The 26161-nt window shown below is 69.0% G+C and carries 26 protein-coding genes; 15 read left to right on the forward strand and 11 right to left on the reverse strand.

The window, feature by feature from the left end; translation table 11 throughout:
* Positions 1-222: 222 nt before the first annotated feature.
* Entirely contained in the window at positions 223-780 is a 558-nt protein-coding gene (locus tag ABGI63_RS06085) for a glutathione peroxidase (RefSeq protein ID WP_432767376.1), read from the reverse strand.
* Between the two features lie 114 nt (positions 781-894).
* On the opposite strand from ABGI63_RS06085, the gene ABGI63_RS06090 reads away from it, so the two are divergent.
* Both ABGI63_RS06090 and ABGI63_RS06095 read left to right on the forward strand, forming a co-directional pair.
* Complete coding sequence (locus ABGI63_RS06090; RefSeq protein ID WP_349741530.1) at positions 895-1815, forward strand: MerR family transcriptional regulator; 921 nt, start codon at positions 895-897, stop codon at positions 1813-1815.
* Positions 1816-1844: 29 nt separating this feature from the next.
* On the forward strand, positions 1845-2705 hold the full coding sequence (locus tag ABGI63_RS06095) for a ferritin family protein (RefSeq protein ID WP_349741532.1): 861 nt from the start codon (positions 1845-1847) through the stop codon (positions 2703-2705).
* Between the two features lie 46 nt (positions 2706-2751).
* Here the strand turns inward: ABGI63_RS06095 and ABGI63_RS06100 are convergent, their stop codons facing one another.
* The 8 genes from ABGI63_RS06100 to glnE form a co-directional block, all read right to left on the reverse strand.
* Positions 2752-3639, reverse strand: coding sequence for a hypothetical protein (locus ABGI63_RS06100; protein ID WP_349741533.1), 888 nt, complete (start codon positions 3637-3639; stop codon positions 2752-2754).
* A gap of 12 nt (positions 3640-3651) precedes the next feature.
* Positions 3652-4545, reverse strand: a complete 894-nt coding sequence (locus ABGI63_RS06105; RefSeq protein ID WP_349741534.1) for an ABC transporter ATP-binding protein — start codon at positions 4543-4545, stop codon at positions 3652-3654.
* On the reverse strand, positions 4542-4895 hold the full coding sequence (locus ABGI63_RS06110; RefSeq protein ID WP_272645356.1) for a GntR family transcriptional regulator: 354 nt from the start codon (positions 4893-4895) through the stop codon (positions 4542-4544). The genes ABGI63_RS06105 and ABGI63_RS06110 overlap by 4 nt, the downstream gene beginning before the upstream one ends.
* A 150-nt stretch (positions 4896-5045) precedes the next feature.
* Positions 5046-5804 (reverse strand): PEP-CTERM sorting domain-containing protein, encoded by a 759-nt coding sequence (locus ABGI63_RS06115; protein WP_349741535.1) that lies wholly within the window; start codon positions 5802-5804, stop codon positions 5046-5048.
* A gap of 228 nt (positions 5805-6032) precedes the next feature.
* Positions 6033-6686, reverse strand: coding sequence for a glutathione S-transferase (locus tag ABGI63_RS06120; RefSeq protein ID WP_262969030.1), 654 nt, complete (start codon positions 6684-6686; stop codon positions 6033-6035).
* 80 nt (positions 6687-6766) lie between these two features.
* Positions 6767-7666 carry a DMT family transporter gene (locus ABGI63_RS06125; RefSeq protein ID WP_349741536.1) on the reverse strand — a complete coding sequence of 300 codons (900 nt, stop codon included), beginning with the start codon at positions 7664-7666 and terminating at the stop codon, positions 6767-6769.
* A 7-nt stretch (positions 7667-7673) separates the two neighbouring features.
* Positions 7674-8279 carry a rhombosortase gene (rrtA, locus tag ABGI63_RS06130; RefSeq protein ID WP_349741537.1) on the reverse strand — a complete coding sequence of 202 codons (606 nt, stop codon included), beginning with the start codon at positions 8277-8279 and terminating at the stop codon, positions 7674-7676.
* The gene (gene glnE, locus ABGI63_RS06135) at positions 8258-10999 is read right to left on the reverse strand and encodes a bifunctional [glutamate--ammonia ligase]-adenylyl-L-tyrosine phosphorylase/[glutamate--ammonia-ligase] adenylyltransferase (RefSeq protein ID WP_349741538.1); all 2742 of its coding nucleotides are present in this window, start codon (positions 10997-10999) and stop codon (positions 8258-8260) included. Before glnE ends, rrtA begins: the two co-directional genes overlap by 22 nt.
* Before the next feature lie 138 nt (positions 11000-11137).
* Here glnE and ABGI63_RS06140 point away from each other — a divergent pair, with 138 nt between their 5' ends.
* The 6 genes from ABGI63_RS06140 to ABGI63_RS06165 all read left to right on the forward strand — a co-directional run bounded on the left by ABGI63_RS06140 (position 11138) and on the right by ABGI63_RS06165 (position 19128).
* Entirely contained in the window at positions 11138-15178 is a 4041-nt protein-coding gene (locus ABGI63_RS06140; RefSeq protein ID WP_349741539.1) for a YhdP family protein, read from the forward strand.
* Between the two features lie 14 nt (positions 15179-15192).
* Complete coding sequence (locus tag ABGI63_RS06145; protein WP_349741721.1) at positions 15193-15987, forward strand: carbon-nitrogen hydrolase family protein; 795 nt, start codon at positions 15193-15195, stop codon at positions 15985-15987.
* Positions 15988-16007: 20 nt separating this feature from the next.
* Positions 16008-16541 (forward strand): hypothetical protein, encoded by a 534-nt coding sequence (locus ABGI63_RS06150; RefSeq protein WP_349741540.1) that lies wholly within the window; start codon positions 16008-16010, stop codon positions 16539-16541.
* Between the two features lie 112 nt (positions 16542-16653).
* The gene (locus ABGI63_RS06155) at positions 16654-17658 is read left to right on the forward strand and encodes a methionine ABC transporter ATP-binding protein (RefSeq protein ID WP_137945656.1); all 1005 of its coding nucleotides are present in this window, start codon (positions 16654-16656) and stop codon (positions 17656-17658) included.
* On the forward strand, positions 17658-18323 hold the full coding sequence (locus tag ABGI63_RS06160) for a methionine ABC transporter permease (RefSeq protein ID WP_262969037.1): 666 nt from the start codon (positions 17658-17660) through the stop codon (positions 18321-18323). The genes ABGI63_RS06155 and ABGI63_RS06160 overlap by 1 nt, the downstream gene beginning before the upstream one ends.
* Positions 18324-18354: 31 nt before the next feature.
* Positions 18355-19128 (forward strand): MetQ/NlpA family ABC transporter substrate-binding protein, encoded by a 774-nt coding sequence (locus ABGI63_RS06165; protein ID WP_349741541.1) that lies wholly within the window; start codon positions 18355-18357, stop codon positions 19126-19128.
* 108 nt (positions 19129-19236) lie between these two features.
* On the opposite strand, the gene ABGI63_RS06170 is transcribed toward ABGI63_RS06165, so the two are convergent.
* Complete coding sequence (locus tag ABGI63_RS06170) at positions 19237-20157, reverse strand: LysR family transcriptional regulator (protein ID WP_349741542.1); 921 nt, start codon at positions 20155-20157, stop codon at positions 19237-19239.
* Between the two features lie 141 nt (positions 20158-20298).
* Between ABGI63_RS06170 and ABGI63_RS06175 the strand changes: the two genes are divergently transcribed.
* The 5 genes from ABGI63_RS06175 (at position 20299) to ABGI63_RS06195 (ending at position 23819) form a co-directional block, all read left to right on the forward strand.
* Positions 20299-20697: a tautomerase family protein gene (locus tag ABGI63_RS06175; RefSeq protein ID WP_262969039.1), complete on the forward strand. Its 399-nt coding sequence runs from the start codon at positions 20299-20301 to the stop codon at positions 20695-20697.
* 10 nt (positions 20698-20707) lie between these two features.
* A complete protein-coding gene (locus ABGI63_RS06180) occupies positions 20708-21160 on the forward strand; it encodes a cupin domain-containing protein (RefSeq protein ID WP_349741543.1) in 453 nt (150 codons plus the stop codon).
* Between the two features lie 215 nt (positions 21161-21375).
* Positions 21376-22623, forward strand: a complete 1248-nt coding sequence (locus ABGI63_RS06185) for a nucleoside recognition domain-containing protein (protein WP_262969041.1) — start codon at positions 21376-21378, stop codon at positions 22621-22623.
* Between the two features lie 40 nt (positions 22624-22663).
* Positions 22664-23212, forward strand: coding sequence for an NADPH-dependent FMN reductase (locus ABGI63_RS06190; protein ID WP_349741544.1), 549 nt, complete (start codon positions 22664-22666; stop codon positions 23210-23212).
* A 16-nt stretch (positions 23213-23228) separates the two neighbouring features.
* Positions 23229-23819, forward strand: a complete 591-nt coding sequence (locus tag ABGI63_RS06195; protein ID WP_349741545.1) for a hypothetical protein — start codon at positions 23229-23231, stop codon at positions 23817-23819.
* 18 nt (positions 23820-23837) lie between these two features.
* On the opposite strand, the gene ABGI63_RS06200 is transcribed toward ABGI63_RS06195, so the two are convergent.
* A complete protein-coding gene (locus ABGI63_RS06200) occupies positions 23838-23993 on the reverse strand; it encodes a hypothetical protein (protein ID WP_349741546.1) in 156 nt (51 codons plus the stop codon).
* Positions 23994-24059: 66 nt separating this feature from the next.
* Between ABGI63_RS06200 and ABGI63_RS06205 the strand changes: the two genes are divergently transcribed.
* Both ABGI63_RS06205 and ABGI63_RS06210 read left to right on the forward strand, forming a co-directional pair.
* A complete protein-coding gene (locus ABGI63_RS06205; protein WP_349741547.1) occupies positions 24060-24212 on the forward strand; it encodes a hypothetical protein in 153 nt (50 codons plus the stop codon).
* 150 nt (positions 24213-24362) lie between these two features.
* Positions 24363-26117: a PAS-domain containing protein gene (locus ABGI63_RS06210; RefSeq protein WP_349741548.1), complete on the forward strand. Its 1755-nt coding sequence runs from the start codon at positions 24363-24365 to the stop codon at positions 26115-26117.
* Positions 26118-26161: the final 44 nt, after the last annotated feature.

Below are 26161 nucleotides of genomic sequence, written 5' to 3' on the forward strand. Positions count from 1 at the left end.
TCTTGCGACCTAAATTCTGGTTTGACTTTAGCGCTTTGACGCGCGGCTGAGAACAGTTGTTTTGCAGACTCCTCCAAGACCTGCGGCCACAACGGTTGTGCCAAGCTTTTGTAACCGCTGAACGAGGGCTTGGCGGCGAGTTCCGCTGCACTGTCCCCGGTAGTGGGTACAAGCGCTGCGGGCGATACAACAGTCATGGACATGGGGCGGGTTCCGGCCATTTCAAGGCTTGGCGAGCAGGCGTTCGAGTTCGAGCGTGAAGGGTCGGCTCAGCGGATCGGTGGCCGAGGCATAGCTCAGCACCTCGGCGCCATCGCGGGCCACCAGGTATTTGTGGAAGTTCCACTTCGGCGCCTGGCCGCTGCGCTTGGCGAGGTCGAGGATCAGGCCGTTGCTGTCGGGCTTGCCGGCGCTCAGGCTGGTCTTGCTGAACATCGGGAACTTGACGTTGAAGGTGTTCTCGCAGAACTCGGCGATCTCCTTGTTGCTGCCACCCTCCTGATTGAAGTCATTGGACGGAAAGCCCAGCACCACCAGGCCGCGCGGGCCATAGCGTTGCGACAAGGTCTCCAGCGCCTTGTACTGGCCGGTGAAGCCGCAGAAGCTGGCGGTGTTGACCACCAGCAGCACCTTGCCGGCGTACTGGCATAGCGGCTGCGGCTTCTCGTCCTGCAGGCGCGGCATCTCGCGCTGCAGCAGGGCCGGGCAGTTCTGGCCCCAGGCGCTGCCCAGGCCCAGCAGCAGACCGGTGGCGGTGGACAATGCGAGTCGTCTGTTCATTGTTTGTCCTAGTCAAATCGACTTGTTACGGCCATACTAAGCCAATATTTTGGTTTTGTCTCATGTTTGTCCAAGACAAATTAGTCAATCGAAAGCCAATCCACGGGATCACGCATGGCTGAGTCGCCGGTCTTGCTGGGCATCACCGCCGTCGAGCGGGATACCGGCATCAGCAAGGACAGCCTGCGCATCTGGGAGCGTCGCTACCAGTTCCCGCAGCCGCTGCGCGATGCGCTGGGCGAGCGCGCCTATCCGCCCGAGCAGGTGGCGAAGCTGCGCCTGATCAAGCGCTTGCTGGACCTGGGCCACCGCGCCGGGCGCCTGGTGCCGGCCGATGTCGGCAGCCTGCAATCCCTGCTGGACCAGGCGCAGCAGCAGGCCCGGCTGGCCGGCCCGGCGGCGGCCGAGCTGCAGCCCTTTGTCGATGCGCTGCGCGCTCATGACGTCGACGGCCTGCGCCGCATGCTGGCGCAGGCGCTGCTGCGCTCGGGGCTGGGGGAGGGGGTGGTGTCACTCATCGCCCCCTTGACTACGCAGGTGGGCGAGCTTTGGATGCGCGGCGAGCTGCAGGTCTTCGAGGAGCATATCTACAGCGAGTCGGTGCAGCTGGTGCTGCGCCAGGCCATCCAGGCGGTGCCGCAACTGGCGCGGGCCGAGCGGCCGCGGGTGCTCTTGACCACCTTGCCGGGCGAGCAGCACGGCCTGGGCCTGCTGATGGCCGAGGCCCTGCTGGCGCTGGAGGGCTGCCAATGCCTGTCGCTGGGCGTGCAGACGCCGCTGAGCGACATCGTGCTGGCGGCGGCCGCCCACCGCTCCGATATCGTGGCCCTGAGCTTCAGCGGCTATCTGGCGGCCGGCCAGGTTGCCGAGGCGCTGGCCGAGCTGCGCGGGCGCCTGCCGGCCGCACTGGAGCTCTGGGCCGGCGGCAACAGCGCCGCGCTGCAAAAGCGCAGCCCCCATGCCGGGCTGCTGCATATCGCCGATCTCGCGGCCATCGGTCCGCAGGTGCAGCGCTGGCGGGCGGGGCGGGCATAAAATCGGCCCCGACCAACCGAGGACGGATCATGCTTTATCCCGAACTTTTCAAGCAGTTGGAAGCGGTGCGCTGGAATATGGACACGGACATCCCCTGGGACAAGTTCGACACCGAGCGGCTCAGCGACGATCAGGCGCGCACCATCAAGATGAACGCGATCACCGAGTGGGCGGCGCTGCCGGCCACCGAGATGTTTCTGCGCGACAACCGCGATGACAGCGACTTCTCGGCCTTCATGAGCGTCTGGTTCTTCGAGGAGCAGAAGCACTCGCTGGTGCTGATGGAGTATCTGCGGCGCTTCCGTCCCGATATGGTGCCCACCGAGGCCGAGCTGCACGAGGTGCGCTTCGACTTCGACCCGGCGCCGGCGCTGGAGACGCTGATGCTGCATTTCTGCGGCGAGATCCGGCTGAACCACTGGTACCGGCGCGCGGCCGAGTGGCATACCGAGCCGGTCATCAAGGCCATCTACGAAACCCTGGCGCGCGACGAGGCCCGCCATGGCGGCGCCTATCTGCGCTATATGAAGCGGGCGATGAGCAAGTTCGGCGACGAGGCCCGGGCTGCTTTTGCCAAGGTGGGGGTGTTGATGGCCAGCGCGCGTCGCACCGCCCAGGCCCTGCACCCCACCAATCTGCATGTCAACGCCGCGCTGTTCCCGCGCGACACCGTGCAGAGCCGCGTGCCCGACCCCGAGTGGCTGGAGCATTGGCTGGACAAGCAGATCCAGTTCGACGCGGTCTGGGAGAACAAGGTGGTGGAGCGCATCCTCCACAATATGAGCCTGCTGATGGAGCGCAGCTTCGCCAGCGTGCAGGAGCTCAACCGCTTCCGCAAGGAGATGGCGGCCAAGGTGGCCGCCGCAGCGGCCGGGCCGCAGACGGCCTGAGCTGAAAAAGCCCGCTGCAGCGGGCTTTTTCGTGACTGGCGCCTGATCAGGGCCGGCTGCGGCGCAGCACCAGCAGCCCGAAGCAGGCGGCCGCCACCAGCAGGCCGCCCAGCAGATGGGGCGAGGCCAGGTTCTGCAGCGCCGCCAGCGAGTCCTGCAGCGCCCAGCGGGCCACGCCGCCGCCGAACTCGGCCACGCCGCCGCTTGAGTGACGCAGCGCGTCGAGCTCGCCCTCGTGGTTGGTGAAGGCCTTGCCCGCACCCTCGGCCTGCGCGCCCAGCAGCTTCCAGACGATAGGGTTGGAGTAGACCTTGTCCAGCACATTGCCGCCGATCACGACCGTGGCGATCACCGCCGGCACCCCCCAGCGCTTGAGCCAGGCCGAGGCCGCCATCAGGATCATGAACAGCGGGGCGAGCCACAAGCTCATCAGCACCAGGCCCAGGGCCAGGCGCGCCAGGCCGGCCAGGCCGGCCGCCAGCAGGGCCGTCCAGGACACCTCGGCCAGCGCCGCGAGGCCGCCCAGCTTGACGACGACGCCGGCCGCAATCACCAGGCCCAGGGTGCTGCCCACCAGCAGGGCCAGCAGCGGCACCAGCAGCACATGCATCAGCAGGGTCGCGCCTATGCTCTCGCCATGGCCGGCCGGCAGCGAGAGCCAGAACTCGATCGAGCGGTCCTGTCGGTCGCGTCGCGCCAGACCGGGCAGCTGCAGCATCACCGCTCCCCAGCTGAGGCCGGTGACGGCCACGGCACACAAGGCCGTGGCCACGGCGGCCAGGGCCAGCGGCGACAGCTCGGCCATCTCGACCTCGACCTGGCCGAAGGGCAGCAGGGCCAGAAAGATCGCCGGCGGCAGCAGCATCACCAGCAGCCAGCCCTTGTGGTGCTGCATCCATTCGCGCAGCATCAGGGTTTGAAAGCGTGTCCACATGATTCTTGCTCCTCAGGCTTGGCTGCTGGATGACTGCATTTCGGGCTTGCGCGTCAGCGCCATGAACAGGTCGACCAGGCTGGGCCGAAAGCGCTGGCCCATCGCTTCGAGCTGAGGGGGCGGCGCGCCGTCGAACAGCGCCGCCGGCCGGCCCTGCTGGCGGTAGCGCAGCAGCGGATGGGCGGCGGCCACCGCATCGGCGGCGGCCGGGTCATGGCTCAGCGCGACAAAGCGCGAGTCCATCTCCTCCAGGCTGATGTTCAGCACCAGCCGGCCCATGTCCAGCATCATCACGTCGCTCAGCAGGGTCTCGATCTCCTCGACCTGGTGGGTCGAGATCAGCACGCTGCGCTCGCCGTCGCACCATTCGTCGATCAGCATCTCGTAAAAGCTCTTGCGCGACATCACGTCCAGGCCCAGCGTCGGCTCGTCGAGGATCATCAGCTTGGTGTCTATCGCCGCGATCAGCGCCAGATGAGCCTGGGTCACCATGCCCTTGGACAGGCTCTTGATCTTGTCGTTCAGGCCCACGCTGGTGCGCTTGAGCAGGGCGCGGGCGCGCTCGGCCGAGAAGCGCGGCTGCAGCCCGCTCATCAGGGTGATCAGCTCGGACACCTTGGCCCAGCGCGGCAGCACGGCCACGTCGGGGATGTAGCTCATGTTCTGCAGCAGGGTTTCGCGCTGCCGGCCCGGGTTCAGGCCCAGCACCGTCAGCTCACCTTGCGCCGGCAGCAGGCCCACCAGGGCCTTCATCAGCGAGGTCTTGCCGGCGCCGTTATGGCCCAGCAGGCCGACGACGCGCCCCTTGGGGATCGTGAAACTGATGTCGTCGACGGCGGTCTTGCTGCCATAGCGCAGGCTCAGTCCGCGCGCCTCGACGAGGTTGTTGGTGTTGTGCTCGCTCATTGCTGTTCTTCCCAGTTCAGATCCTTGGCGCTCAGGCCCAGGCGGCGCAGTTTGGCACGCAGAGCCGGCCATTCCTGCTGCAGAAACTGCTCGCGCTCGCTTTTCAGCAGGCGTGAGCGGGCCCCGGGCTGCACATACATGCCCAGGCCGCGGCGCGGCTCGACCAGGCCGTTGTCCACCAGGGCCTGCAAGGCCCGGCTGACGGTCAGCGGATTGATCAGGTACTGGCTGGCCAGCGCCCTCACCGAGGGCAGGGCCTCACCCTCGGGCGGACTGCCGTCGAGCAGCTGCACGGCCAGGCGGTCGGCAAGCTGTTGGTAAATCGGGCTTGAATCGTTCCAGCGCTGCATGGCGTGGGCCTTGTGTGTTGCTGATGTAGCACACCATAACAAGAGCCCCCCTGTCGCCCTAGTGCTGGGTGACAGACTGCAGCAGCGGCAGGATGAACTGCAGAGCCCGGCGACCTCCCGGCGCCGGGCCCTGTGGCTGTGTCAGCCGTGTCAGCCGCGACGGCGGCGTGTGACGAAGCCGATCGCGCCCAGGCCGGCCAGCAGCAGCGCATAGCTGCTCGGTTCAGGCACCGGGGCCAGGGTGGCGTTCAGGCTGAAGTTATCGACGGCCAGGCCGTCGTCGGCGCCGCTGGCGTTGAAATCGGTCCAGCGCAGCCACACGGTGGCGCCCTGGGCCAGGCTCAGGCCGCTCAGGCTGCCGGAGACGGCGGCGCTATTGCTGTTGCCGTTCAGTGCGCGGGCGCTGCCAGTGGTGACGATGGAGCCGAAGTCCAGCGCGCTGACGCTGGTCCAGCTGCCGGTGTTCAGCGAGCTGGCGTCGGTGCTGTACTGGAACTGCAGGCGGTCGGCGCGGTTGGCAGCGCCCAGGCGCCATTGCTCACCGGTGTAGCTGATCGCCAGGCTGTCGATCGCGCGGCTGGCCTGGTTGGTGAAGGAGGCGCCGAACACCGGGGTCACCGAGCCCGACAGCAGGCCACCCAGCGCGCGCTCGCTGCTGCCGGCGCTGCCGAAGCTGTAGACATTGCCGGCGTTGTCGCTGCCGGTGCCGGCGGCATAGCTTGCGTTGGCATTGGTCCCGGTTTCCAGAAACGCCCAGCCGGTGGGCAGCGCGCTGCTCGTGCCGGAGGTGGCCAGGCTGTCGAAGCTTTGCTGGTAGCTCAGGTTCGCATCGCCGAGCTGAATGGCAGCGTTGGCGGACAGGCTGGCGGCAGCCAGCGCGCCGAGGGCGAGATAACGCAAGGTGGACATGATGAGTTTTTCCCTGTGGACAGTGGTTCGAGTGGCTTGAGAGACATGCCGCTGCAATGCTGCATTGCAGCGTGAGCCCATCCTCTAGGGAAAGCGTGAACATCCCGTGTCATTGCGGAACGGTCCGGCCGCACCCCCCGCAAAGCAGGGGGTAGGTTTTTGCTGATTCGGGTGCGCAAAGGTTTGTTTGCGCAAATTGACGGCTGTTTGCGGCGTTTTTGAGCTCGTTCAGGCCTTGGCGAAGCGATCCTGGTCGGCCTTGCGGTCGGCCGCCACCTTCTGCGCGCTGGGGCGCTCGCCGATCAGCTTGACATAGGGCTTCCAGTCGATGCCGCCGGCCGCCAGCAGGTCCTCGCCCAGCACCGCCTTGGAGGCCATCGCGACCAGGGGCAGGCTGACCCAGGCGGCGCAGTCGGCCTGGGTGAAGCTGTCGCCGGCGAGATAGGGCGAGAACTTCGCCAGGCGCTTGAAGCCGGCGATGTTCTTTTCCAGCAGCTTGCGGGCGCGGGCCTGCGTGCCCTCGCTGACCGTGCCGCCGAAGAAGGCTTGCGGATAGAGCTCGCGCGCCACCAGTTCTAGGTGCAGCTCGACAAAGGTCACCAGCTCGCGCACCTTGGCCGCCTCGAAGGGGTCGGCCGGCAGCAGGGCAGGCGTCGGCTGGAGGGTCTCCAGATAATCCATGATGACCTGGCTCTCGCACAGCGGGCCCTGCGGCGTGCGGATGAAGGGCACCTTGCCCAGCGGCGTGCAGCTCAGCACCGCCTCATCGGCCGATTTGGTCATCACCAGCTCTTCCTCGAAGGGGATGCCCTTCTCCAGCAGGGCCAGCTTGACCTTGTTGTAGTAGTTGGACAGCGAGAAGCCGCACAGCGTGATCGTCATGGTTTGTCTCCGGCAGGTCTGGGGGTGGCGGCAGTCTAAGCGGGCCGCCGGGCAGCGGCTGCCGCGCTGGAGACAGACGACTATTTCCTGTTGACCAGGGCCACGCCTGCCGTCAGCGCCACCAAGGCCACGCCCAGGCGCAGGCTGATGCTCTCGCCCAGCAGCAGCGCGCCGGCCAGCAGACCGAACAGCGGCGTCGACAGCGTGAAGCTGGCAAGCCGAGTGGCCGGATAGTGGCGCACCAGCCAGAACCACATCAGATAGCTGGCAAAGCTGACGACCACGGTCTGGAACAGCATCAGGCCCGAGAGCCGCATCGACCATTGCAGCGGCAGCGTCTCGCCGATCAGTGCCGCCGCCGCGACCAGGCCCAGGCCCGAGACGCCCAGTTGGTAGAACAAGGTCTTCTCGGCGCTGGCCGCCGAGAGCTTGGTCGCCCGTATCGCCAGGGTCGTGCCGCCCCAGAGCAAGGCGGCCAGCAGGCCCAGCGCATCACCCAGCCATTGGCGACCGGAGTCGCTGGTCTGGCCGAAGCCTTCCGCAAAAGCCCAGGCCACTGCCGCGAAGGCCAAGAGCAGGCCGGCGCTCTGGCGCAGGCTCAGCCGCTCCGACTTGGCGATGAAGGGCATGCCCAGCGCGACGACAAAGGGGCTCAGATAGATGAAGACCACCATGCGCGAGGCGCTGGTGTATTGCAGGCCGGCGAAGATGCAGGCGAACTCCAGGCCGAACAGCCCGCCGGCCAGCAGGCCGCCGGCCAGCGTGCCGTCGCACTCGAACAGCTTGATGCCGCGCGTTGTCGCCCAGGCCCACACCAGCAGGGCCGCGCCCAGCGAGCGCAGCCCCGCCTGCCACAGCGGCGAGATCTCGCTCAGCGCCGCCTTCACCGCCACCTGGTTCAGCCCCCACAGCAGGCAGCAGACCAGCAGGCTGCCGACGGCCAGGGTGTCGAGATGGGTTTTGCGCTGTGTGGGGCTCATGTCTTCATCATGCCGCCGGACGGGCGCGGCGCGGCGATGCAAGCGCGCTGATCGCACGACTGACGGCACCAGTGATCGCACCACAGACCGCCCCGCTCAGATGCGCGACCGGCGCGATCAGGATGTCCCAGCCGGGCAGGGCGCGCAGTGCCGGCCCGAGTGGCTGCTCCAGGCTCAGCTTGACGATCAGGCCCAGCGCGATGGCCAGCGCGATCAGGCGCTCGCGCCCGGGCCGGCGCAGCAACTCCAGTACCGCGACCGCGACGCCGGCATGCAGCACGCCGGACAGGCCGCCGTAGTGCAGCAGATCGGGCCGCAGCAGCAGGCCGGCCTGGGTCAGCGGCCAGGCCAGGGCCCAGGCCAGCGCGGCCCGCGCCGGCAGCCGCGCCGCCCAGCCCAGCAGGAGCAGCACCGCGCAGCCGGCCAGATTGGCCAGCAGGTGCTGGGCGCTCCAGTGCACAAAGGCGGCGCTCCAGAAGCGCCAGGGCTCGGCCCAGGCCAGCGCCGGCTGCCAGTCGAGCCCGGCCGTCGGCAGGGCTTGGGCCAGCAGGGCCCCGAGCGCGAGCAGGGCGGCCAGCGCCGTCCAGGCGCTCAGCCGAACACCGCTTGCCACAGGGCCAGCACGGCGTCGCGCTGCTTGTCCAGGCCCAGCTCGGCCAGGCTGGCGGCGTCGACGGCGGTGGGCTGCTCGTCGAGCCGGGCCCGGTGCTGGATGCGGCGCAGCTCGCGGTAGGCATCGCCGGCCGCCTGGCCGATGCCCGGCGGCAGCAGGCCCACGCCCTCGGCGCGCTGCAGCAGCGCGATGGTGCCGGCGTTGTCCAGCAGCGTCGGGTGCTGGCCGGAGAACATCAGCACCAGGTACTGCAGCGCGAACTCGGCGTCCATCATGCCGCCGGGGCTGTGCTTGACGTCGAACTGCCCGGCCCGCACCGGCTTAGCCTGGCGCACCTTCTCGCGCATCGCCAGCACCTCCTGGCGCAGCGCGGCGGGGTCGCGCGGCGCGGTCAGCACCGCGCGGCGCACGCCCTCGAAGCGCTGGCCCAGCGCCGCGTCGCCGGCGCAGAAGCGCGCCCGCGTGATGGCCTGGTGCTCCCAGGTCCAGGCGGTGTTGCTGCCGCGACCGGTCTGGTAGTTCTCGAAGGACTGGATGCTGGTCACCAGCAGGCCCGAGTTGCCGTTGGGGCGCAGCGCGGTGTCGATGTCGAACAGCTCGCCGGCCGCGGTGCGCAGGGTCAGCCAGGTGATCAGCTTGCGCACGAAGGCGCCGTAGATCTCTCCGGCATTCTCGTCCGCGTCGTCGAACAGGAAGACCACGTCAAGATCGCCGCCGTAGCCCAGCTCCTTGCCACCGAGCTTGCCGTAGGCGATCACCGCGAAGCCCGGCGCCGCGCGATGCGCCTGCTTGAGCCGGGCCCAGGCCCACTCGATCACGCATTGCAGCGTGGCATCGGCCAGCGCCGAGAGCTCGTCGGCCACCTGCTCCACCGTGATCTTGGCCTCGACATCGCGCACCAGGGTGCGGAACACCTCGGCGTGGTGGGCGCGCCGCAAGGTGTCCAGCAGTGCCTCCTCGTCGGCCTCGCCGGAGCGGGCCCAGGCGGCATGGCGGTCCTGCAGATCGCCGATGAACTCGCTGCCGCTGAAGCGTTCGCCCAGCAGCCGGTTGTCGGCCAGCTCGTCGATCACGCCCGGATGCAGCATCAGATAGCGCATCGGCCAACGTGCCAGGCCCAAGAGGCGCAGCAGCCGGGTCTGCACCGAGGGCCGCTCCACCAGCAGGGCCAGATAGCTCTCGCGCCGCAGCAGCGGCTCGATCCAGTCGACAAAGCGCAGCGCCGCGTCGAGGCTGCATTCGCCGTCGCGCACGCCCAGCGCCGCCCGGCCCACCAGCTTGGCCAGGCGCAGCCGCGACTCCTCGCGCAGCGCCTGCACCCGCGGCTGCTGGGCCCAGCGGCGCACCGAGCTGGCCAGCGCGGGCGGCAGTTTCTCCAGAAACTCCTCGGCATCGACCGGCAGCGCCGGCCCGCCGCAGCCGCCGCTCTTGCAGCCGCCGGGCTTGGGCGCCTGGCCGTCGTGCAAGAGCGCGTCGAACTCGGTGGCCACCAGCTCGCGCACCTCGCAGAGCTTGTCGAACAGCTCGCAGGTGTCGCTGCGGCAGATCAGGCCGAGGCTGCGGGCGATCCAGCCCAGGTCCTCGTCGGCGCCGGGCAGGCAGTGGGTCTGCTGATCGTCGAGGAACTGGATGCGGTGCTCGACCCGGCGCAGGAAGACATAGGCCTCGATCAGCTTGTCGGCGGTGGCCGGCTTCATCAGCCCGCGCGCCGCCACCCGCGACAGCGCCTTGACGGTGGAGCGGGTGCGGATCTCGGGGAACTGGCCGCCGCGCACCACCTGCAGCAGCTGCACGATGAACTCGATTTCGCGGATGCCACCGCGCGACAGCTTCACATCATTGGCCCGCTCGGGCCGGCCGGCCGCGCGCTTTTGCGCCTCGTCGCGGATCTTGCGGTGCAGGGTGCGCAGGCCCTCGAACACGCCGTAATCCAGATAGCGGCGGTAGACGAAGGGCGTGACCAGGGAACGCAGCGCCAGCGCCCGGCCATTGCTGCGGCTGGCCAGCGGCGCGACAACCCGGCTCTTCAGCCAGGCAAAGCGCTCCCACTCGCGGCCCTGCACCAGGAAGTATTCCTCCAGCATCGCCAGGCTGACCACCGGCGGGCCCGAGTTGCCATTGGGCCGCAGCGCCAGGTCGACGCGGAAGACCTGGCCGTCGTCCCCGACCTCGCCGATCAGCGTGTACAGGCGCTTGGCGACCAGGCTGAAGTACTCATGGGCGCTGATGGACAGGGCGCCATCGGTGGCGCCCTCGTCCTCGTAGACATAGATCAGGTCGATATCGGAGGAGACATTGAGCTCGCGCGCGCCGAGCTTGCCCATGCCGATGACCCAGAACTCGATCACCTGGCCCTCGGCATTGCGCGGCGCGCCGTGGATCGCGTCCTGGGCGCTGCGCGCCTCGGCCAGCGCCAGGTCCAGCGTGGTTTCGGCCAGCAGTGTCATCACCAGCGTGATGTCCTCCATCGCCGCGCCGGTCTCGATGTCCAGCACCGCCAGGCGCTCCAGCACCAGATGGCGGGCCACCCGCAGCGCGCTGGGCAGCGCCCGGCCGCCGGCTTGCAAGGTGGCCACCAGGGCCTCGATCATCGCGCGGTCCGGCAGGCCGGGCGGCAGCAGCGCCAGCTCGGCCTCGTAACGGCGCCGGATGCGCTGCACAAAGCGGCTGTGCGCGGCGCTGACTGTTTCAGACTGCAAAGAATGCCCGGACGGCGTCATGGCAGGCGGTCCGCTGTGCTAGATTCGGCGCCAACCTGGGAGCGCCGGGCTGCGTCGCTGACATGGGCATGCAGCACCCAAGGAGATGCAAGCACGGTCATATTGTTTTCTGCTCCATCGCGAGCTTCTCCCTCGTACATGTCGTTCATCGCAAGCTTTTCAGCCGCCGCAAGACGTGTTGCGCAGCGACCCACCCGCTGGCTGCTGCGGGGGACCCGCTGGGCTCTCGGCCTGGTGTTGCTCGCCTGGGGCTTGCTCCTGTCGGGCTGGCTGGTCTTGCACTGGGCAATTCTGCCCCACATCAATGATTGGCGCCCCGACCTGGAGCGCATGGCCTCGCAAAGCCTGGGGCTGACGCTGCGCATCGGCCAGATCGAGGTGCGCTCGGGCGGCTGGATCCCGGCGCTGGAGCTGCGCGATGTGCGTTTGCTGGACCCCGCCGGCCGCGAGGCGCTGCGCCTGCCGCGGGTCTCGGCGGCTCTGTCGGCGCGCTCGCTGCTGGCCTTGGAGCTGCGCTTTTCGCAGCTGCTGATCGACGGCCCCGAGCTGGAGGTGCGCCGCGATGCCCGGGGCCGGCTGTTTGTCGCCGGCCTGAGCCTGGACGAGGGCGCGACGGCGGCCGGCGCCGGCGATGAGATGGCCGACTGGTTCTTCTCCCAGCCCGAGTTCGTGATCCGCCAGGGCCGGCTGCGCTGGGTCGACGAGGGGCGCGCCGCGCCGCCGCTGGAGCTCAGCGCGGTCGATCTGGTGCTGCGCAACGGCCTGCGCCGCCACGATCTGCGCCTGGACGCCACGCCGCCGGCGGCCTGGGGCCAGCGCTTCAGCCTGCGCGGCCGCTTCACCCAGTCGCTGCTGAAGCGGCCCGCCGAGCTGCAGCACTGGAGCGGCCAGCTCTATGCCGACCTGCCGCATGCCGATCTGCGCCAGCTCAAGCGCCATCTGGACCTGCCTTTCGAGCTGGAGGAGGGGGACGGCGCGCTGCGCGCCTGGGCCGAGTTCAAGGACGGCCAGCCACACAGCGTCAGCGCCGATGTGGGCTTGCGCGCCGTGCGTCTGCGCCTGGGGGCCGAGATGGAACCGCTGGACCTGACCCGCATCCAGGGTCGGGTCGCGGTGCAGCGGCGCGCCGACGGCTATTCGCTGAGCGCCACCCAGCTCGGTTTCGAGGGCGCGGACGGCCTGGCCTGGCCGCGCTCGGACTGGTCGCTCTCGCTCAAACGGGCCGTCGCCAAGCCCGGCCAGCCGCTGCCGCCGATCAGCGGCGGCGAGCTGCAGGCCCAGCGCCTGGATCTGGCCCTGATGAGCCAGATCGCGACCCGCCTGCCGCTGGGCCAGGCCCAGCGCGACTGGCTGGACGAACTGGCGCCGCAGGGCGTGATCAGCGCGTTGACGGCGCGCTGGGACGGTCCGCTGGATGCGCCCGCGAGCTACCGCGTCAAGGCCAGGGTCGATGGTCTGCAGCTGGCGGCCCAGTCGGCCGAGCAGGGCGTGGGCCGGCCGGGCGTGGCCGGCGCCAGCCTGCAGCTCGACGCTCATGAGGGTGGCGGCCAGGCCCGGCTGAGCCTGCAGGACGGGCTGCTGGACCTGCCCGGCGTGTTCGAGGAGCCGCTGCTGCCGCTGCAGCGCTTCAACGCGCTGCTGAACTGGCGCATCCAGCCCCGTGCCGGCAAGCCGCCGGCGCTGGAGCTGCGGCTCAGCGAGGCCAAGCTGGCCAATGACGATCTGCGCGGCGAGCTGGAGCTGCTGTGGCGCACCGGCGAGGGCGGCCCGGCGGGGCAGTCGGTCAAGGGTCGCGGCGGCCGCTTCCCCGGCCAGCTGGAGCTCACCGGCCGGCTCGACCAGGCCAAGGCGGCGCGGGTGGCGCGCTATCTGCCGCTGGGCGTCGGCGCCCAGGCGCGCGACTATGTGCGGCGCGCGGTGCGCGGCGGCGAGGGCCGCCAGGTGCAGTTCCGGGTGCGCGGTGATCTGTGGGATTTCCCTTTCGACAGCAGCCCGGCCGGCCAGTTCCGTATCGCGGTCCAGGCCCACGATGTCGACCTGGCCTATGTGCCCGATTCCAGCTGGCCGGCGATGGAGCAGGTCAACGGCGAGCTGGTGTTCGAGCGCGGCAGCATGCGTATCCGCAATGCCCGGGCCAAGGTGCTGGGCTATGAGCTCAGCGCGGTCAACGGCGGCATCAAGGACCTGGTGCAGCACCCGGTGCTGGCGCTGGAGGGCAGCGGGCGTGGGCCTATGGCCGAGCTGCTGCGCTTCATCAAGCTCTCGCCGGTGGGTGAGTGGATAGGCAAGGGGCTGCAGGACGCCACGGCCGGCGGTGCCGCCACGCTGAAGCTGGCGCTGCAGATCCCGCTCGACGATGTCGAGCGCAGCACGGTCAAGGGCAGCGTGACACTGGGTGGCAACGATGTGCGGCTGGGGCCGCAGCTGCCGCTGCTGGCCAATGCCCGGGCGCGCATCGAGTTCGACCGCCGCAGCGTCACGGTGCAGGGCGGCGCGGCCCGGGTGCTGGGCGGCGACGCCACCTTCGAGGGCGGCAGCCAGCGCGACGGCAGCCTGCGCTTTGCCGGCCAGGGCCTGGTCACGGCCGAAGGCCTGCGGCGCGCCGGCGAGCTGGGCCTGGCGGCGCGGCTGGCCCAGCAGATGGGCGGCCAGACCGCCTACCGCCTGCAGCTGGGCATCAAGGAGGGCCAGACCGAGTTCACGCTGACGAGCAGCCTGCAAGGCCTGTCGCTGGACCTGCCGGCGCCACTGCGCAAGGAGGCGGACGCGGCGCTGCCGCTGCGCCTGCAGAGCACGCTGCTGGCCGGCAAGCGCGACGAGCTGCGGCTGGAGCTGGGCAGCCTGGTGCTGGCCCAGTACCAGCGCGACATCAGCGTCGACCCGCCCCGGGTGCTGGCCGGCGCGCTGGCGCTGCAGGACAAGCTGCCGGCGTTGCCGGCCCAGGGCGTGACCCTGCAGGCGACGCTGGATCGGGTCGATCTCGACGCCTGGCAGGCGCGCTCGCAAAGCCTGCTGGGCGGCACGGCTGCCGTGTCGTCAGCCCTGGGCGGGACTGCAGAAATGGGTAGCTATGTGCCGACCCAGATCGCGCTGCGCGCCCGCGAGCTGCAGCTGGGCGGGCGCACGCTGACCCGGCTGGTGGCCGGCATCACCCATGCGCCCGAGCAGCACAGCTGGCGGATCAATCTGGATGCCGAGCAGCTCAACGGCTATCTGGAGCTGCGCAGCGCCCATGACAAGCTGCCCGGCCGCGTCTACGCGCGGCTGGCGCGGCTGTCGCTGCCCAAGAGCGAGGCCGACGAGGTCAGCACCCTGCTGGAGAAACCCAGCGACAGCGTGCCGACGCTGGACATCGTGATCGAGGACTTCGAGCTGCGCGGCAAGCGCCTGGGCCGGGTCGAGGTCGAGGCCTCGCTGCACGGGGCGCAGCGCGAGTGGCGGCTGAACAAGCTGCAGCTCCGGCATCCCGACGCGCTGCTCAATGCCAGCGGCCGCTGGCTCGCCGATGGCGCAGGCCGGCGGCGCACGGTGCTGGACTGGAAGCTCGATGTGGTCGACGCCGGCAATCTGCTGGAGCGCCTCGGCCAGGGCCGGGTCTTGCGCGGCGGCAAGGGCGAGCTGGTCGGCCAGCTCGGCTGGCTAGGCTCGCCGCTGAGCCCGGACTATCCCAGCATGACGGGCCAGCTGAAGGTGGCGCTGGATGCCGGCCAGTTCCTGCAGGCCGAGCCGGGCGTGGGTCGGCTGCTGGGCATCCTGAGCCTGCAGTCGCTGCCGCGCCGGCTGACCCTGGACTTCCGCGATGTGTTCAGCGAGGGCTTTGCCTTCGACGGCTTCGGCGGCGACATCAGAATAGAGCGCGGCGTGGCCAGCAGCGAGAACCTGCGCATGAGCGGGGTGCAGGCGGTGGTCGTGATGGAGGGCCATGCCGACCTGGCGCGCGAGACCCAGGACCTGCGTGTCGTCGTCGTGCCCGAGATCAATGCCGGCGGCGCCTCGCTGGCCTATGCGGCCATCAATCCGGCCGTCGGCCTGGGCACCTTCCTGGCCCAGCTGGTGCTGCGCAAGCCGATGATGGCGGCCAATACCCGCGAGTTCCATGTCACCGGCAGCTGGGATGATCCCAAGGTCGAGAAGGTGGACCGCAAGGCCGGCGCCGAGGCGGCGGCGTCGGCGCCCTGAACGGAGATTTGATGATGAAGATTGCAGCGATCCAGATGGTGTCCGGGCCCGATGTGGCCGTGAACCTGGCGCGGGCGCGCCACTGGCTGGCCGAGGCGGCCGCGCAGGGCGCGCGGCTGGCGGCGCTGCCCGAGTATTTCTGCCTGATCGGGCTGAAGGACGAGGACAAGCTGGCGATTGCCGAAACCCCGGGGCAGGGCCCTATCCAGCAGGCCCTGGCCGACGCCGCGCGCGAGCTGGGCTTGTGGATCATCGGCGGCACGCTGCCGCTGCGCACGGCCGATCCGGCGCGGGTGCGCAACAGCTGCCTGGTCTGGGCGCCCGACGGAAGCCAGGCCGCGCGCTACGACAAGATGCATCTGTTTTGCTACGACAACGGCCGCGAGCGCTATGACGAGGGCCGGGTGCTGCAGGCCGGCGAGGCGCCGGTGGCGGCCCAGGTCGAGGGCCTGCGCGTTGGTCTGTCGGTCTGCTACGACCTGCGCTTTCCCGAGCTCTACCGCGGCCTCGGGCCGCTGGACCTGATCAGCGTGCCCGCCGCCTTCACCCACACCACCGGCCAGGCCCATTGGGAGCTGCTGCTGCGCGCGCGAGCGGTCGAAAACCTCGCCTATCTCATCGCACCGGCCCAGGGCGGCACGCATCAGAATGGACGCCGGACCTGGGGCCACACGATGATCGTCGACCCCTGGGGCGAGGTGCTGGCATGCCTGCCCGAGGGCGAGGGCGTGGTGCTGGCGGAGATCGACACGGCACGGCTGGCCCAGCTGCGGCAGCAGCTGCCGGCCCTGCAACACAGGCGTTTGTGATGGTGACGAGCAGGCGGAATTTGCTGATCGCGACCGGATGTCTGGCCGGGCTGGCCGCCTGCGGCACAGCCTCGCAGTCGCACAAGATGGCGCTGGCGCCGGCCGATGCGCTGCAGCTGCGCGGCTTCATGCCCGAGGGCCTGCGCGGCCAGGTGGCGCTGGCCGATGTCAGCGGCGGCGCCGAGACCGGCCGTTGGTGGGGCTCCAAGGTCAGCAGCCTGGCGCTGGAGCATGCGCTGGAAGAGTCCTTGCGGGCCGTCGGCCTGTGGGCATCGAGCCCGCCGGCGGCGCGCTACCGGCTCAAGGCCCAGTTGCTGGCGCTGTCGCAGCCGCTGGTGTCGCTGGACACCGAGGTCGCCAGCGCGGTGCATTTCAGCCTGGTCGAGCAGAGCAGCGCTGCCCTGGTCTATCAGCGCAGCGTGCGCACGGTGCACAAGGCCGAGTTCACCGAGGCCATGCTGTCCCAGCCCGAGCGTCTGCGCCTGGCCAATGAGGGCGCGGTTCGCCAGGCCATCGAACTGATGCTGCGCGATCTGGCCAATCAGCGCTTTTGAGCCCCCCGCGCGGCGGCTGAATTTGCTTATTGCGATTCCGTTCTTGGAAATCTAGGGTTTTCCACTAGCATCGCGGACTGCGAATTTGACGGGGCCAGGCCCCGCCGCCCCGGTGATAGAACTCGACGACATCCACAAATCCTTCCGCCTTGGCGAGCGCCAGGTGCCGGCACTGCGGGGCCTGAGCCTGCGGGTCGAGCCCGGCGAGGTGTTCGGCATCATCGGCGCCTCGGGCGCCGGCAAGAGCACCCTGCTGCGCGTGATCAATCTGCTGGAGCGGCCCGACAGCGGCGCCGTGCGGGTGGCCGGTGCCGAGCTGCTGGGCCTGGATGAGGCGGGGCTGCGCGCCGCGCGCCAGCGCATCGGCATGATCTTCCAGCACTTCAATCTGCTGTCCAGCAAGACCGTGGCCCAGAACGTGGCCTGGCCGCTGCTGATCGCCGGCCGGCCGGCCGCCGAGATCGGCCCGCGCGTGGTCGAGCTGCTGGCCCGCGTCGGCCTGAGCGCCCATGCCGACAAATACCCGGCCCAGCTGTCCGGCGGGCAGAAGCAGCGCGTCGGCATCGCGCGAGCGCTGGCGACGAAGCCGCAGCTGCTGCTGTGCGACGAGGCCACCAGCGCGCTGGACCCCGAGACCACCCGCGATGTGCTGGACCTGCTGGCCGAGATCAACCAGGAGCTGGGCCTGACCATCGTGCTGATCACCCATGAGATGGAGGTGGTGCGGCGGGTCTGCGACCGGGTCGCGGTGCTGGAGGCGGGCCGCATCGTCGAGCAGGGCGAGGTGGCGCGGGTCTTTCTGCATCCGCGCGAGGCGGTGACGCGGCGCTTTGTGCTGGAGGCCGAGCATGTCGACGAGCAGGCGCAGCTGGACGATTACGCCCATGTGCCGGGCCGGCTGCTGCGCCTGACCTTCCGGGGCGAGCGCACCTATGAGCCACTGCTGGGCGAGGTGGCGCGGCGCGCCGGCATCGACTTCGGCATCCTGTCGGGCCGCATCGACCGCATCAAGACCGTGCCCTATGGCCAGCTGACGATCTCGGTGACCGGCGGCGATCTGGCCGCCGCCGAGGCGCTGCTGAGCGAGCGCGGTGTCACGGTGGAGGTGCTGCGCTGATGTTGGATATCTTCATTGCGATGGACTGGGCCGAGATCGGCCTGGCCGGGGTCGACACCCTCTTGATGCTGGGCGGCGCGCTGCTGTTCACCTTGCTGCTGGGCCTGCCGCTGGGCGTGCTGCTGTTCCTGCTCGACCGGGGCCAGCTGCTGGCCGCGCCGCGCGCTTATGCGCTGTTGTCGCTGGTCGTCAATGTGCTGCGCTCGCTGCCTTTTGTGATCCTGCTGATCGTGCTGATCCCCTTCACCTTGCTGGTGGCCGGCACTTCGCTGGGCGTGGCCGGCGCGATCCCGCCGCTGGTGGTCGGGGCCGTGCCCTTCTTTGCCCGCCTGGTCGAGGGCGCGCTGCGCGGCGTCGATCGCGGCATCGTCGAGGCCGGCCAGGCCATGGGGGCCAAGACCTGGCAGATCGTCTGGCAGGCCCTGTTGCCCGAGGCCCGGCCGGCCATCGTCTCGGCCGCCACCGTGACCGCGATCACCCTGGTCGGCTACACGGCCATGTCCGGCGTGATCGGCGGCGGCGGCCTGGGTGATCTGGCGATCCGCTTTGGCTACCAGCGCTTCCAGACCGAGGTGATGGTGGTGACGGTGGTGTTGCTGCTGCTGCTGGTGCAGCTGCTGCAGATGCTGGGCGATTGGCTGGTGCATCGCTTCACCCGTCGTTGAATTTTTCTGTTGTACCTAGAGGAGTAGACCCATGAAGAAGATTGCAATTGCCCTGGCCGCCTTGGCCCTCAGCGGTTTCGCCGCCGCAGAGAAGCTCAGCGTGGCCGCCACCGCGGTGCCGCACGCCGAGATCCTGGAGTTCGTCAAGCCGGGCCTGGCCAAGCAGGGCGTGGAGCTGGAGATCAAGGTCTTCACCGACTATGTGCAGCCCAATGTGCAAGTGGCCGAGAAGCGCCTGGACGCCAATTTCTTCCAGCACAAGCCCTATCTGGGCGAGTTCAACAAGGGCAAGGGCGCGAACCTGCAGGCCGTTGTGGCCGTCCATGTCGAGCCCTTCGGCGCCTACTCGGCCAAGCACAAGGCGCTGGCCGATCTGCCTGTTGCTGCCACGGTCGCGATCCCGAATGACCCCAGCAATGCCGGCCGCGCGCTGCTGCTGCTGGACCGCGCCGGCCTCATCAAGCTCAAGAGCACCGACAACATCCTGGCCACGCCGCGCGACATCGCCGACAACCCGAAGCAGCTGAAGTTCCGCGAGATCGAGGCCGCGACCCTGCCGCGCATCCTGCCCCAGGTCGACCTGGCGCTGATCAACACCAACTACGCGCTCGAAGCCAAGCTGAACCCGGTCAAGAACGCGCTGGCCATCGAGGATGCCCGCTCGCCCTATGCCAACTGGCTGGTCGCCCGCGCCGACAACAAGGACGCACCGGCGCTGAAGAAGCTGGCCGCCGCGCTGAACAGCGCCGAGGTCAAGCAGTTCATCGCCAGCAAGTACAGCGGCGCCGTCGTGCCGGCGTTCTGAGGCTGAGCAGCGCCTGTCTGGCAGCTGGTCTGGCTCAACCAGGCTGAAGCCGGGCTGATTCATGGCCTGGCGAAAGGCCACCAGGGCGGCCTTGCCGGCGGGGGCTGCTCAGGGCGGCACCAGCCCCCAGTGCTTGCGCGCAGCTTCCTGCAGGAAGGCCGTCACCGCCCGCACGCGCGAAGCGTTGCGCCGGCTCGGCAAGGAAACGGCGTACATCGTGTACGCCGCCCGTGAAGCGAAGGGCGCCAGGACTTCGACCAGCTTGCCATCCGCCGCATCCGCTGCAGCCAAGGGCTGTGACAGCACCCCGATGCCGGCGCCGGCCACCAGCGCGCGGTGAAGCAGGGCCGAGCTGCTGGCCGCCAGCTGTGATCTGACGGTGATCTCCAGCTTGCGCCCGGCATGGCGGAAACCCCATGTGACGGCCGGTCCCTGCGCGGTATGGGTCACCGTCTGGTGTTGGTGCAGGTCCGCCGGCTCGGTCGGTGCTCCGTGCCGGCGCAGGTAGTCCGGCGATGCGTACAGGCGCCGCTCGAACGAACCCAATTCGCGGGCGACGACCGCATCGCTGCTGCCCAGCGTCGTGCGCAGTGCCACGTCGATGCCGTCGGTCACCAGGTCCATCACACGGTCGTCCGCCACCAGTTCGATGCGCAGTGCCGGGTGTCGTTCACGCAGTGCGGCCAGCTGCGGCACGATCAGTTGCTCGCAGATTTCCTGGCTCGACGCCAGCCGCACGGCGCCGGCCACGCGGTGGCGTTGCTGGTCGAACGACGCCGCCATGTCTTCGAGCCGGCCCAGGAGTTCACGCGCTTCCTGCACCAGCTCGGCGCCCTCGGGCGTTGCCGACAAGCCGTGCGTGGAGCGACGCAGCAGCGTGATGCCAAAGCCGCTTTCGAGGCGATCGACACCACGCGAGACGACGGATACCGCCACATCCATCTCCCGAGCCGCGGCCGAGAACGATCGCAGGTCGAGCGAGCGCACCAGCCAGCGCAGGTCCGCAGGGTCGGGCAGGAAAGGTCGCATCGGAAGGTCTTCTGCTCTTGGGCGTTGCGCGTCTGCTTTTGCTTGGCGAGCAAAACCGATTATGCCGCGCGACGGTTTCCGGCAGGGGCCGGGTTGCCTACATTCACTGCACCAACCACCCCGCAAGCGAAGGAGACAGCCATGCCCATCCTCAACGTCAAGGTCAGCGCGCCGCGCACGACTGAGCTTTCCGAACGCATCAACGAGATGCTGCTCGAGCTGACCAGCCGCGTGCTCGGCAAGCGGCGCGACCTGACCGCCGTGGTGATCGACTACGTCGACCCGCGCGACTGGTTTGTCGCCGGCAAGTCTTTGGCCGAACAGAAGCTGGCCAGCTTCTACTTCGACGTCAAGGTGGTCGACGAAACCAATACCAAGGCCGAGAAGGCGCGCTACGTGGCCGAAGCGTTCGAGGCCTTTGCTGCCCTGCTGGGCCCGCTGCACCACGAAAGCTATGTACATGTGCACGACGTGCGGGCCAGCGCCTATGGCTTTGGCGGCAAGACCCAGGAATACCGCCACCAGCACCCAAGCCTTTGAGGAGACAGCCATGGAATTCGCCAAGCTCGTTGTCGCCGCGGCCCTGCGCCGTGCGGGACTGGATGACTGGATACCCGAAGGTGACGGCAAGTGGTCGCTGCCGCTGCAGTTCCTGCCCGATGGTGCGGGCTGGGTCGAGTTGATGCGGCTCGACCCCGGCGTGCGCGTGGGCTTGCACCGGCACACCGGCGAAGTCCATGCGCTGAACCTCGCCGGCGAACGCCGCCTCAACGATGGGCGGGTGCTGCGAACCGGTGATTATGTGTATGAACCCGCCGGCAATGTCGACTGGTGGGAAGCGAGGGGCAGTGAGCAATTGCTCGTGCATGTGGTCGTCAAAGGCAGCGTCGAATATCTCGGCGCGCACCACAGCGTGCTGCAGCGGATCGACACGGCCGATCGCATCGCCGACTACCGCCGGCACTGTGCGGCGATCGGCAGCCGACCGCGCGAGCTGGTTTGATTCGAGCTTGCCCTGATGAGCGCCGGCACGCGCTCTAAAGCGGTGGCGGCGCAGTGTGCCCACTTGGGCCCCAGAAGTCTTGACTGCGGATGTCTGGGTCGAAAGCCGCCCTCCCATCACCCCCGGTTATCGCGTCCCCCTCAAGCTGGCATGGCGCTTGATCGCGCAGCCGGAATAATGGGCGCCTTTCTTGGCCAACCCTGAACGTCGCGCGCATGGTGCTCAACTACATCTGGATCGCCTTCTTCCTGATCGGCTTCGCCGTGGCGCTGGCGCGGCTGCTGCAGGGCGATCTGCTGATCTTTTCGCAGATCCTGACCGGCATCTTCGATACCGCCAAGACCGGTTTCGACATCTCGCTGGGCCTGGTCGGGGTGATGTCGCTGTGGCTGGGCATCATGAAGATCGGCGAGCATGCCGGCGTGATCCAGCTGTTCGCGCGCGGCATGGCGCCGTTCTTCAAGCGCCTGTTCCCCGAGATCCCCAAGAGCCACCCGGCCGGCGGCTCCATCGTGATGAACTTCAGCGCCAATATGCTGGGCCTGGACAATGCCGCGACGCCGCTGGGCCTGAAGGCGATGAAGGAGTTGCAGGAGATCAACCCGCAGAAGGACACGGCCAGCAACGCGATGATCATGTTCCTGGTGCTCAACACGGCGGGCATCACCCTGATCCCGACCTCGGTGATCGCGATCCGCCAGGCGCTGGCGGTGGACCAGGGCCTGGTCGGCTTCAACGCCGCCGACATCTTCCTGCCGACGCTGATCGGTACCTTCATCTCCTTCTCGGCCGGCCTGGTCGCGGTGGCCGCCTATCAGCGCATCAATCTGCTCAGCGCGCCGGTGCTGGCCTTCTTCGGCGGCTTCATCGCCATCATGGCGGCGCTGTTCGGCTGGCTGCACCGCTACCCGCCCGAGCTGATGGCCAAGTACATCGGCCTGCTCGGCAGCCTGGTGATACTGTCGGTCATCGTGATGTTCATCGCGGTGGGGGCCTGGCGGCGCATCAATGTCTACGAGGCCTTTGTCGAGGGCGCGAAGGAAGGCTTCGGCGTCGCCATCACCATCATTCCCTACCTGATCGCGATCCTGGTGGCGATCTCGGTGTTCCGTACCACCGGCTGCATGGACTATGTGGTGGGTGGCATCGCCTGGGCCGTGGCGGCGGTGGGCCTGCCGACCGACTTCGTGCCGGCCCTGCCGGTGGGCTTGATGAAGACGCTGTCGGGCAGCGGTGCGCGCGGGCTGATGGTGGACGTGATGAAGACCTACGGGGTCGACAGCTTCGAGGGCAAGCTGGCCGCCATCATCCAGGGCTCGACCGAGACCACCTTCTATGTGCTGGCGGTCTACTTCGGCAGCGTCAACATCAAGAAGACCCGTTACGCGCTGACCTGCGGCCTGATCGCCGATGTGGTGGGCGTGGTGGCGGCCATCCTGGTGGGCTACTGGTTCTTCAAGTAAGACGGCTACCATCGGGCACCGTCCACTCCAGGAGTTCACCATGGCCGCTATCCATATTGCCGTGCTGGTCGGCAGCTTGCGCCGCGACTCGCTGAACCGCCAGCTCGCCCGCGCGCTGGCCAAGCTGGCCCCGCCGGAGCTGAGCTTCGGCGAGGTCGCCATTGGCGAGCTGCCGCTCTACAACCAGGATGACGACGCCAGCCCGGCCGAGCCGGTGCGGCGCTTCAAGGCCCAGATCAGTGCGGCCCAGGGCCTGCTGTTCGTCACGCCCGAGTACAACCGCTCGATCCCCGGCGTGCTGAAGAACGCGCTGGACCATGGCTCGCGGCCCTATGGCCAGAGCGTCTGGGCCGGCAAGCCGGCCGGGGTGCTGGGTGCCTCGGTGGGCGCGATCGGCACCGCGCTGGCGCAGCAGCATCTGCGCAATATCCTGGCCTATCTCGATGTGCCCACGCTGGGCCAGCCCGAGGCCTTCATCCATGCCGGCAAGGGCTTCTTCGATGCCGATGGTGGCATCAACGAGGGCAGCCGCGCCTTTGTGCAGGCCTGGGTCGATCGTTATGCGGCCTTCGTCAAGGCACGGGTCTGATCGGGCGGGCACGGCGATGGCGTCGGACGGCTTCGAGCCCGAAGACCTCGATGCGCTGCTGAATGATTTCAGCGCGCGCCTGCGCGAGCGCGACAAGCCGATCGACCTGACGATCTCGCTGGCCCGGCTGGAGGCCTCGCCAGGCCCCGCGCCGGCCAGCGCCCCGCGTCGACCCGCTGCCGGCCGCTGGAATATGGACGACGTCAGCGACGTCGAAGACCTCAGCGAGCGCCGCCGTGCGCTCCAAGCCCGGGCCGAGCAGCAAGCGGCTGAACGCGCTGCGGCTGAACGCGCTGCGGCTGAACGCGCTGCGGCTGAACGCGCTGCGGCTGAACGCGCTGCGGCTATCGAAGCCCGCCGGCGTGCTGCCGAGTCGGCGGTGCGGGACCCGCCACGCATCGTGCTGACGCGCGCGCCCGAACCCGCCACGCTGGACCTGGCCAGCATCCGGCTGCCCGCAGCGGCGCCGCAGGCCGCGCTGGATCTGTCGTCCTTGGGCCGGATGCTGGGACGGGTGGCGCATCAGGCGGCCGAGCATGCCGCGCAAAGCCGGGCCGGGGCAGAGACGGACACCGGCTCCTCGCCGGCTCCGCTACTCAAGACCTGACCCCTCCGAATTTATCGTCTATTTGTCGCGCTTCTTGGCGCCGCTGGCCCGGCTCTTGCCCGCGCCCACTGCCGGTTTCGCCGGCTGATCGCCGATCACGCTTTTCAGCGGGCAGACCGGGAAGGCCGGGCATTTCTTGCAGCCCACGGCAAGGGCAATCGGGCACAGCGTCATGATCGGCGGTCTCCGGCCGGCTGGCTGCCCCGGGGCTCGGGGTCATGGCGGGCTGGCGCTTGTGCAATGTACTCCCGCGCACCGTCAAGCGGCGGGCCGGTCGGCCATATGGGGCGATCCCAGGCCGAGGCCGATCTGGCCAACGCCGGCCTGCTGGCCGTCTTCGGCCAGGAGATAGCCATCGTCAAGGCCCATCAGCTGCGCCGAGCTCGGTCATGACGCGAGCCGCGCTGCCGCGTGCAGTCCTGCACGCGGCGCGGCGCGACGGCCGCATCCAGCGACTTACACTGCCCCGGTAGCAGCCGCCATCGAGCGGTGGCGCCGCGTCACGGCGCTCTTTGGTTTTTGCGACGGGATGGATGGCAGCAGATGGGCAGCGACATCAGCAGGGGCGGTTCAGGGGCAGGCAGTGCGTCGGCCGACCCGCTGGCGCTGCTGCGCGCCGTCGCACAGGCCCTGGACGGTCTGGACATCGGTGCCTGCCTGTTCGACGAGGCCGACCGCACCCTGCTGTGGAACCGCAGCTTCCTGACGCTGTTTCCCGAGCATGCGGCGCACATCCAGGTCGGTGAGCCCTACAGCACCAATCTAAGGCGCTTCTACGAGGGCCGGCTGAATGCCTTCGAGATGCCCCTGATCGAGCGCTATATCGAGAAAGGCGTGGCCCGCCACCGGCTGCAGAACCGGCCGTTCGCCTTCGAGCATGGCGGCCGCTGGCTGACGGCGGCCTCGCTGCCGTTGCCGGGCGTGGGCCGCATCCGCCTCTGGCGGGCGGGCGAGCATGCGGTGCCGCAAGGTGGCCCTATTGCCGTGCCGGAAGGACTTTTCAGCGACGGCGTGGCGCTGTTCGACCATGTGGCCGACGGCGTGATGGTGACCGATGCCGATGGCCAGATCGCCTGGGTCAACCACCCCTTTGTGCTGATGTACGGGCTGCGCGATCGCGCCGTCGCCGCCGGCACCAGCTTCGAGTCGGTCTACCGCCGAGCCTGGCAGGGCCGCGAGGGCAGCGATGGCGAGGGGTTCCGGCGCGGCTTGTCGACGCTGGCCGAAAGCCTGAGGTTCACCGGCGCGCCCTTCGAGCTGCCGCTGCCCGAAGGCCGCTGGGCCCGCGTGATTGAGCAGCGCGGCCCCGATGGCAAGGGTTTCTCCGCCCATGTCGACATCACCGCGCTCAAGCATCAGCAGCAGGCCCTGGAGCAGGCCGAGGCCCGTGCGCGCGCCAGCGAGGCGCGGCTGAAGGAGAAATCGACCCTGCTCGAAGCCACGCTGGCGCGCATGGAGCAGGGCATCATGATGGTCAACGCCGAGCGTGTGGTCGAGGTGTGCAACCGCCGCGCGATCGAGCTGCTGGGCCTGCCCGAGGACCTGATGGCCAGCAAGCCCAGCTTCGAGGCGGTGCTGGCGCACCAGTGGGCCAGTGACGAATTCAGCCGCACACCGCAGGACATCCAGGATTTCGTGCGCTCCGGCGGCATCTTGGATCGCGCGCATTGCTACGACCGCCAGCGCCCCGATGGCCGGGTGATCGAGGTGCGCAGCGTGCCCATCGAGGGCGGCGGTGTGCTGCGTACCTACACGGACGTGACCGAGCGCACGCGCAGCGAGGAGCGGGTGCGCCATGCGGCCCGTCATGACGGCCTGACCTCGCTGGTCAATCGCGAGACTTTTCTGGAATGCCTGGCCGCGGCGGTGCGCGACAGTGGCTGCGGCGCGCCCGGCTTCGCGATCCACTACATCGATCTGGACGGCTTCAAGCCGATCAACGACCGCTACGGCCATGCGGTGGGCGACAAGATGCTGGCGCTGGCCGCCGAGCGCATGCGCCAGATCGCCCGCGACGGCGATGTCGTCGCCCGCATGGGCGGCGACGAGTTCGCGATCCTGCAATACGGTGTCGATGCTGCCGACCGCGGCCTGGGCCTGGCGCGCCGGATTCTCGAGGGCGTCGCCCAGCCGGCCGACATCGAAACCCTGCAGCTGCAAGTCGGCGCCTCGGTAGGCATCGCCCTCTACCCCGGCGCCGGCGCCGACCCCGATACGCTGCTGCGCAATGCCGACAGCGCGATGTATGGGGCGAAGGCGCAGGGTGGCCAGCGCGTGCGGGTGTTCGGCGAGGGCTGAGGGGCGCGGTGTGGCCGGCTACGGCTTGATCTGGGTCAAACAGT

Origin of the sequence: Roseateles cavernae, assembly GCF_040187885.1 — a bacterium.
Classification (GTDB): domain Bacteria; phylum Pseudomonadota; class Gammaproteobacteria; order Burkholderiales; family Burkholderiaceae_C; genus Roseateles_E; species Roseateles_E cavernae.

Excerpts from the sequence above, each read along its gene's own strand:
- ABGI63_RS06085 (WP_432767376.1), bottom strand. The coding sequence starts at position 780 with ATGAACAGACGACTCGCATTGTCCACCGCCACCGGTCTGCTGCTGGGC.
- ABGI63_RS06090 (WP_349741530.1), top strand. The coding sequence starts at position 895 with ATGGCTGAGTCGCCGGTCTTGCTGGGCATCACCGCCGTCGAGCGGGAT.
- ABGI63_RS06095 (WP_349741532.1), top strand. The coding sequence starts at position 1,845 with ATGCTTTATCCCGAACTTTTCAAGCAGTTGGAAGCGGTGCGCTGGAAT.
- ABGI63_RS06100 (WP_349741533.1), bottom strand. The coding sequence starts at position 3,639 with ATGTGGACACGCTTTCAAACCCTGATGCTGCGCGAATGGATGCAGCAC.
- ABGI63_RS06105 (WP_349741534.1), bottom strand. The coding sequence starts at position 4,545 with ATGAGCGAGCACAACACCAACAACCTCGTCGAGGCGCGCGGACTGAGC.
- ABGI63_RS06110 (WP_272645356.1), bottom strand. The coding sequence starts at position 4,895 with ATGCAGCGCTGGAACGATTCAAGCCCGATTTACCAACAGCTTGCCGAC.
- ABGI63_RS06115 (WP_349741535.1), bottom strand. The coding sequence starts at position 5,804 with ATGTCCACCTTGCGTTATCTCGCCCTCGGCGCGCTGGCTGCCGCCAGC.
- ABGI63_RS06120 (WP_262969030.1), bottom strand. The coding sequence starts at position 6,686 with ATGACGATCACGCTGTGCGGCTTCTCGCTGTCCAACTACTACAACAAG.
- ABGI63_RS06125 (WP_349741536.1), bottom strand. The coding sequence starts at position 7,666 with ATGAGCCCCACACAGCGCAAAACCCATCTCGACACCCTGGCCGTCGGC.
- glnE (WP_349741538.1), bottom strand. The coding sequence starts at position 10,999 with ATGACGCCGTCCGGGCATTCTTTGCAGTCTGAAACAGTCAGCGCCGCG.
- ABGI63_RS06140 (WP_349741539.1), top strand. The coding sequence starts at position 11,138 with ATGTCGTTCATCGCAAGCTTTTCAGCCGCCGCAAGACGTGTTGCGCAG.
- ABGI63_RS06145 (WP_349741721.1), top strand. The coding sequence starts at position 15,193 with ATGAAGATTGCAGCGATCCAGATGGTGTCCGGGCCCGATGTGGCCGTG.
- ABGI63_RS06160 (WP_262969037.1), top strand. The coding sequence starts at position 17,658 with ATGTTGGATATCTTCATTGCGATGGACTGGGCCGAGATCGGCCTGGCC.
- ABGI63_RS06165 (WP_349741541.1), top strand. The coding sequence starts at position 18,355 with ATGAAGAAGATTGCAATTGCCCTGGCCGCCTTGGCCCTCAGCGGTTTC.
- ABGI63_RS06170 (WP_349741542.1), bottom strand. The coding sequence starts at position 20,157 with ATGCGACCTTTCCTGCCCGACCCTGCGGACCTGCGCTGGCTGGTGCGC.
- ABGI63_RS06175 (WP_262969039.1), top strand. The coding sequence starts at position 20,299 with ATGCCCATCCTCAACGTCAAGGTCAGCGCGCCGCGCACGACTGAGCTT.
- ABGI63_RS06180 (WP_349741543.1), top strand. The coding sequence starts at position 20,708 with ATGGAATTCGCCAAGCTCGTTGTCGCCGCGGCCCTGCGCCGTGCGGGA.
- ABGI63_RS06185 (WP_262969041.1), top strand. The coding sequence starts at position 21,376 with ATGGTGCTCAACTACATCTGGATCGCCTTCTTCCTGATCGGCTTCGCC.
- ABGI63_RS06190 (WP_349741544.1), top strand. The coding sequence starts at position 22,664 with ATGGCCGCTATCCATATTGCCGTGCTGGTCGGCAGCTTGCGCCGCGAC.
- ABGI63_RS06195 (WP_349741545.1), top strand. The coding sequence starts at position 23,229 with ATGGCGTCGGACGGCTTCGAGCCCGAAGACCTCGATGCGCTGCTGAAT.
- ABGI63_RS06200 (WP_349741546.1), bottom strand. The coding sequence starts at position 23,993 with ATGACGCTGTGCCCGATTGCCCTTGCCGTGGGCTGCAAGAAATGCCCG.
- ABGI63_RS06205 (WP_349741547.1), top strand. The coding sequence starts at position 24,060 with ATGTACTCCCGCGCACCGTCAAGCGGCGGGCCGGTCGGCCATATGGGG.
- ABGI63_RS06210 (WP_349741548.1), top strand. The coding sequence starts at position 24,363 with ATGGGCAGCGACATCAGCAGGGGCGGTTCAGGGGCAGGCAGTGCGTCG.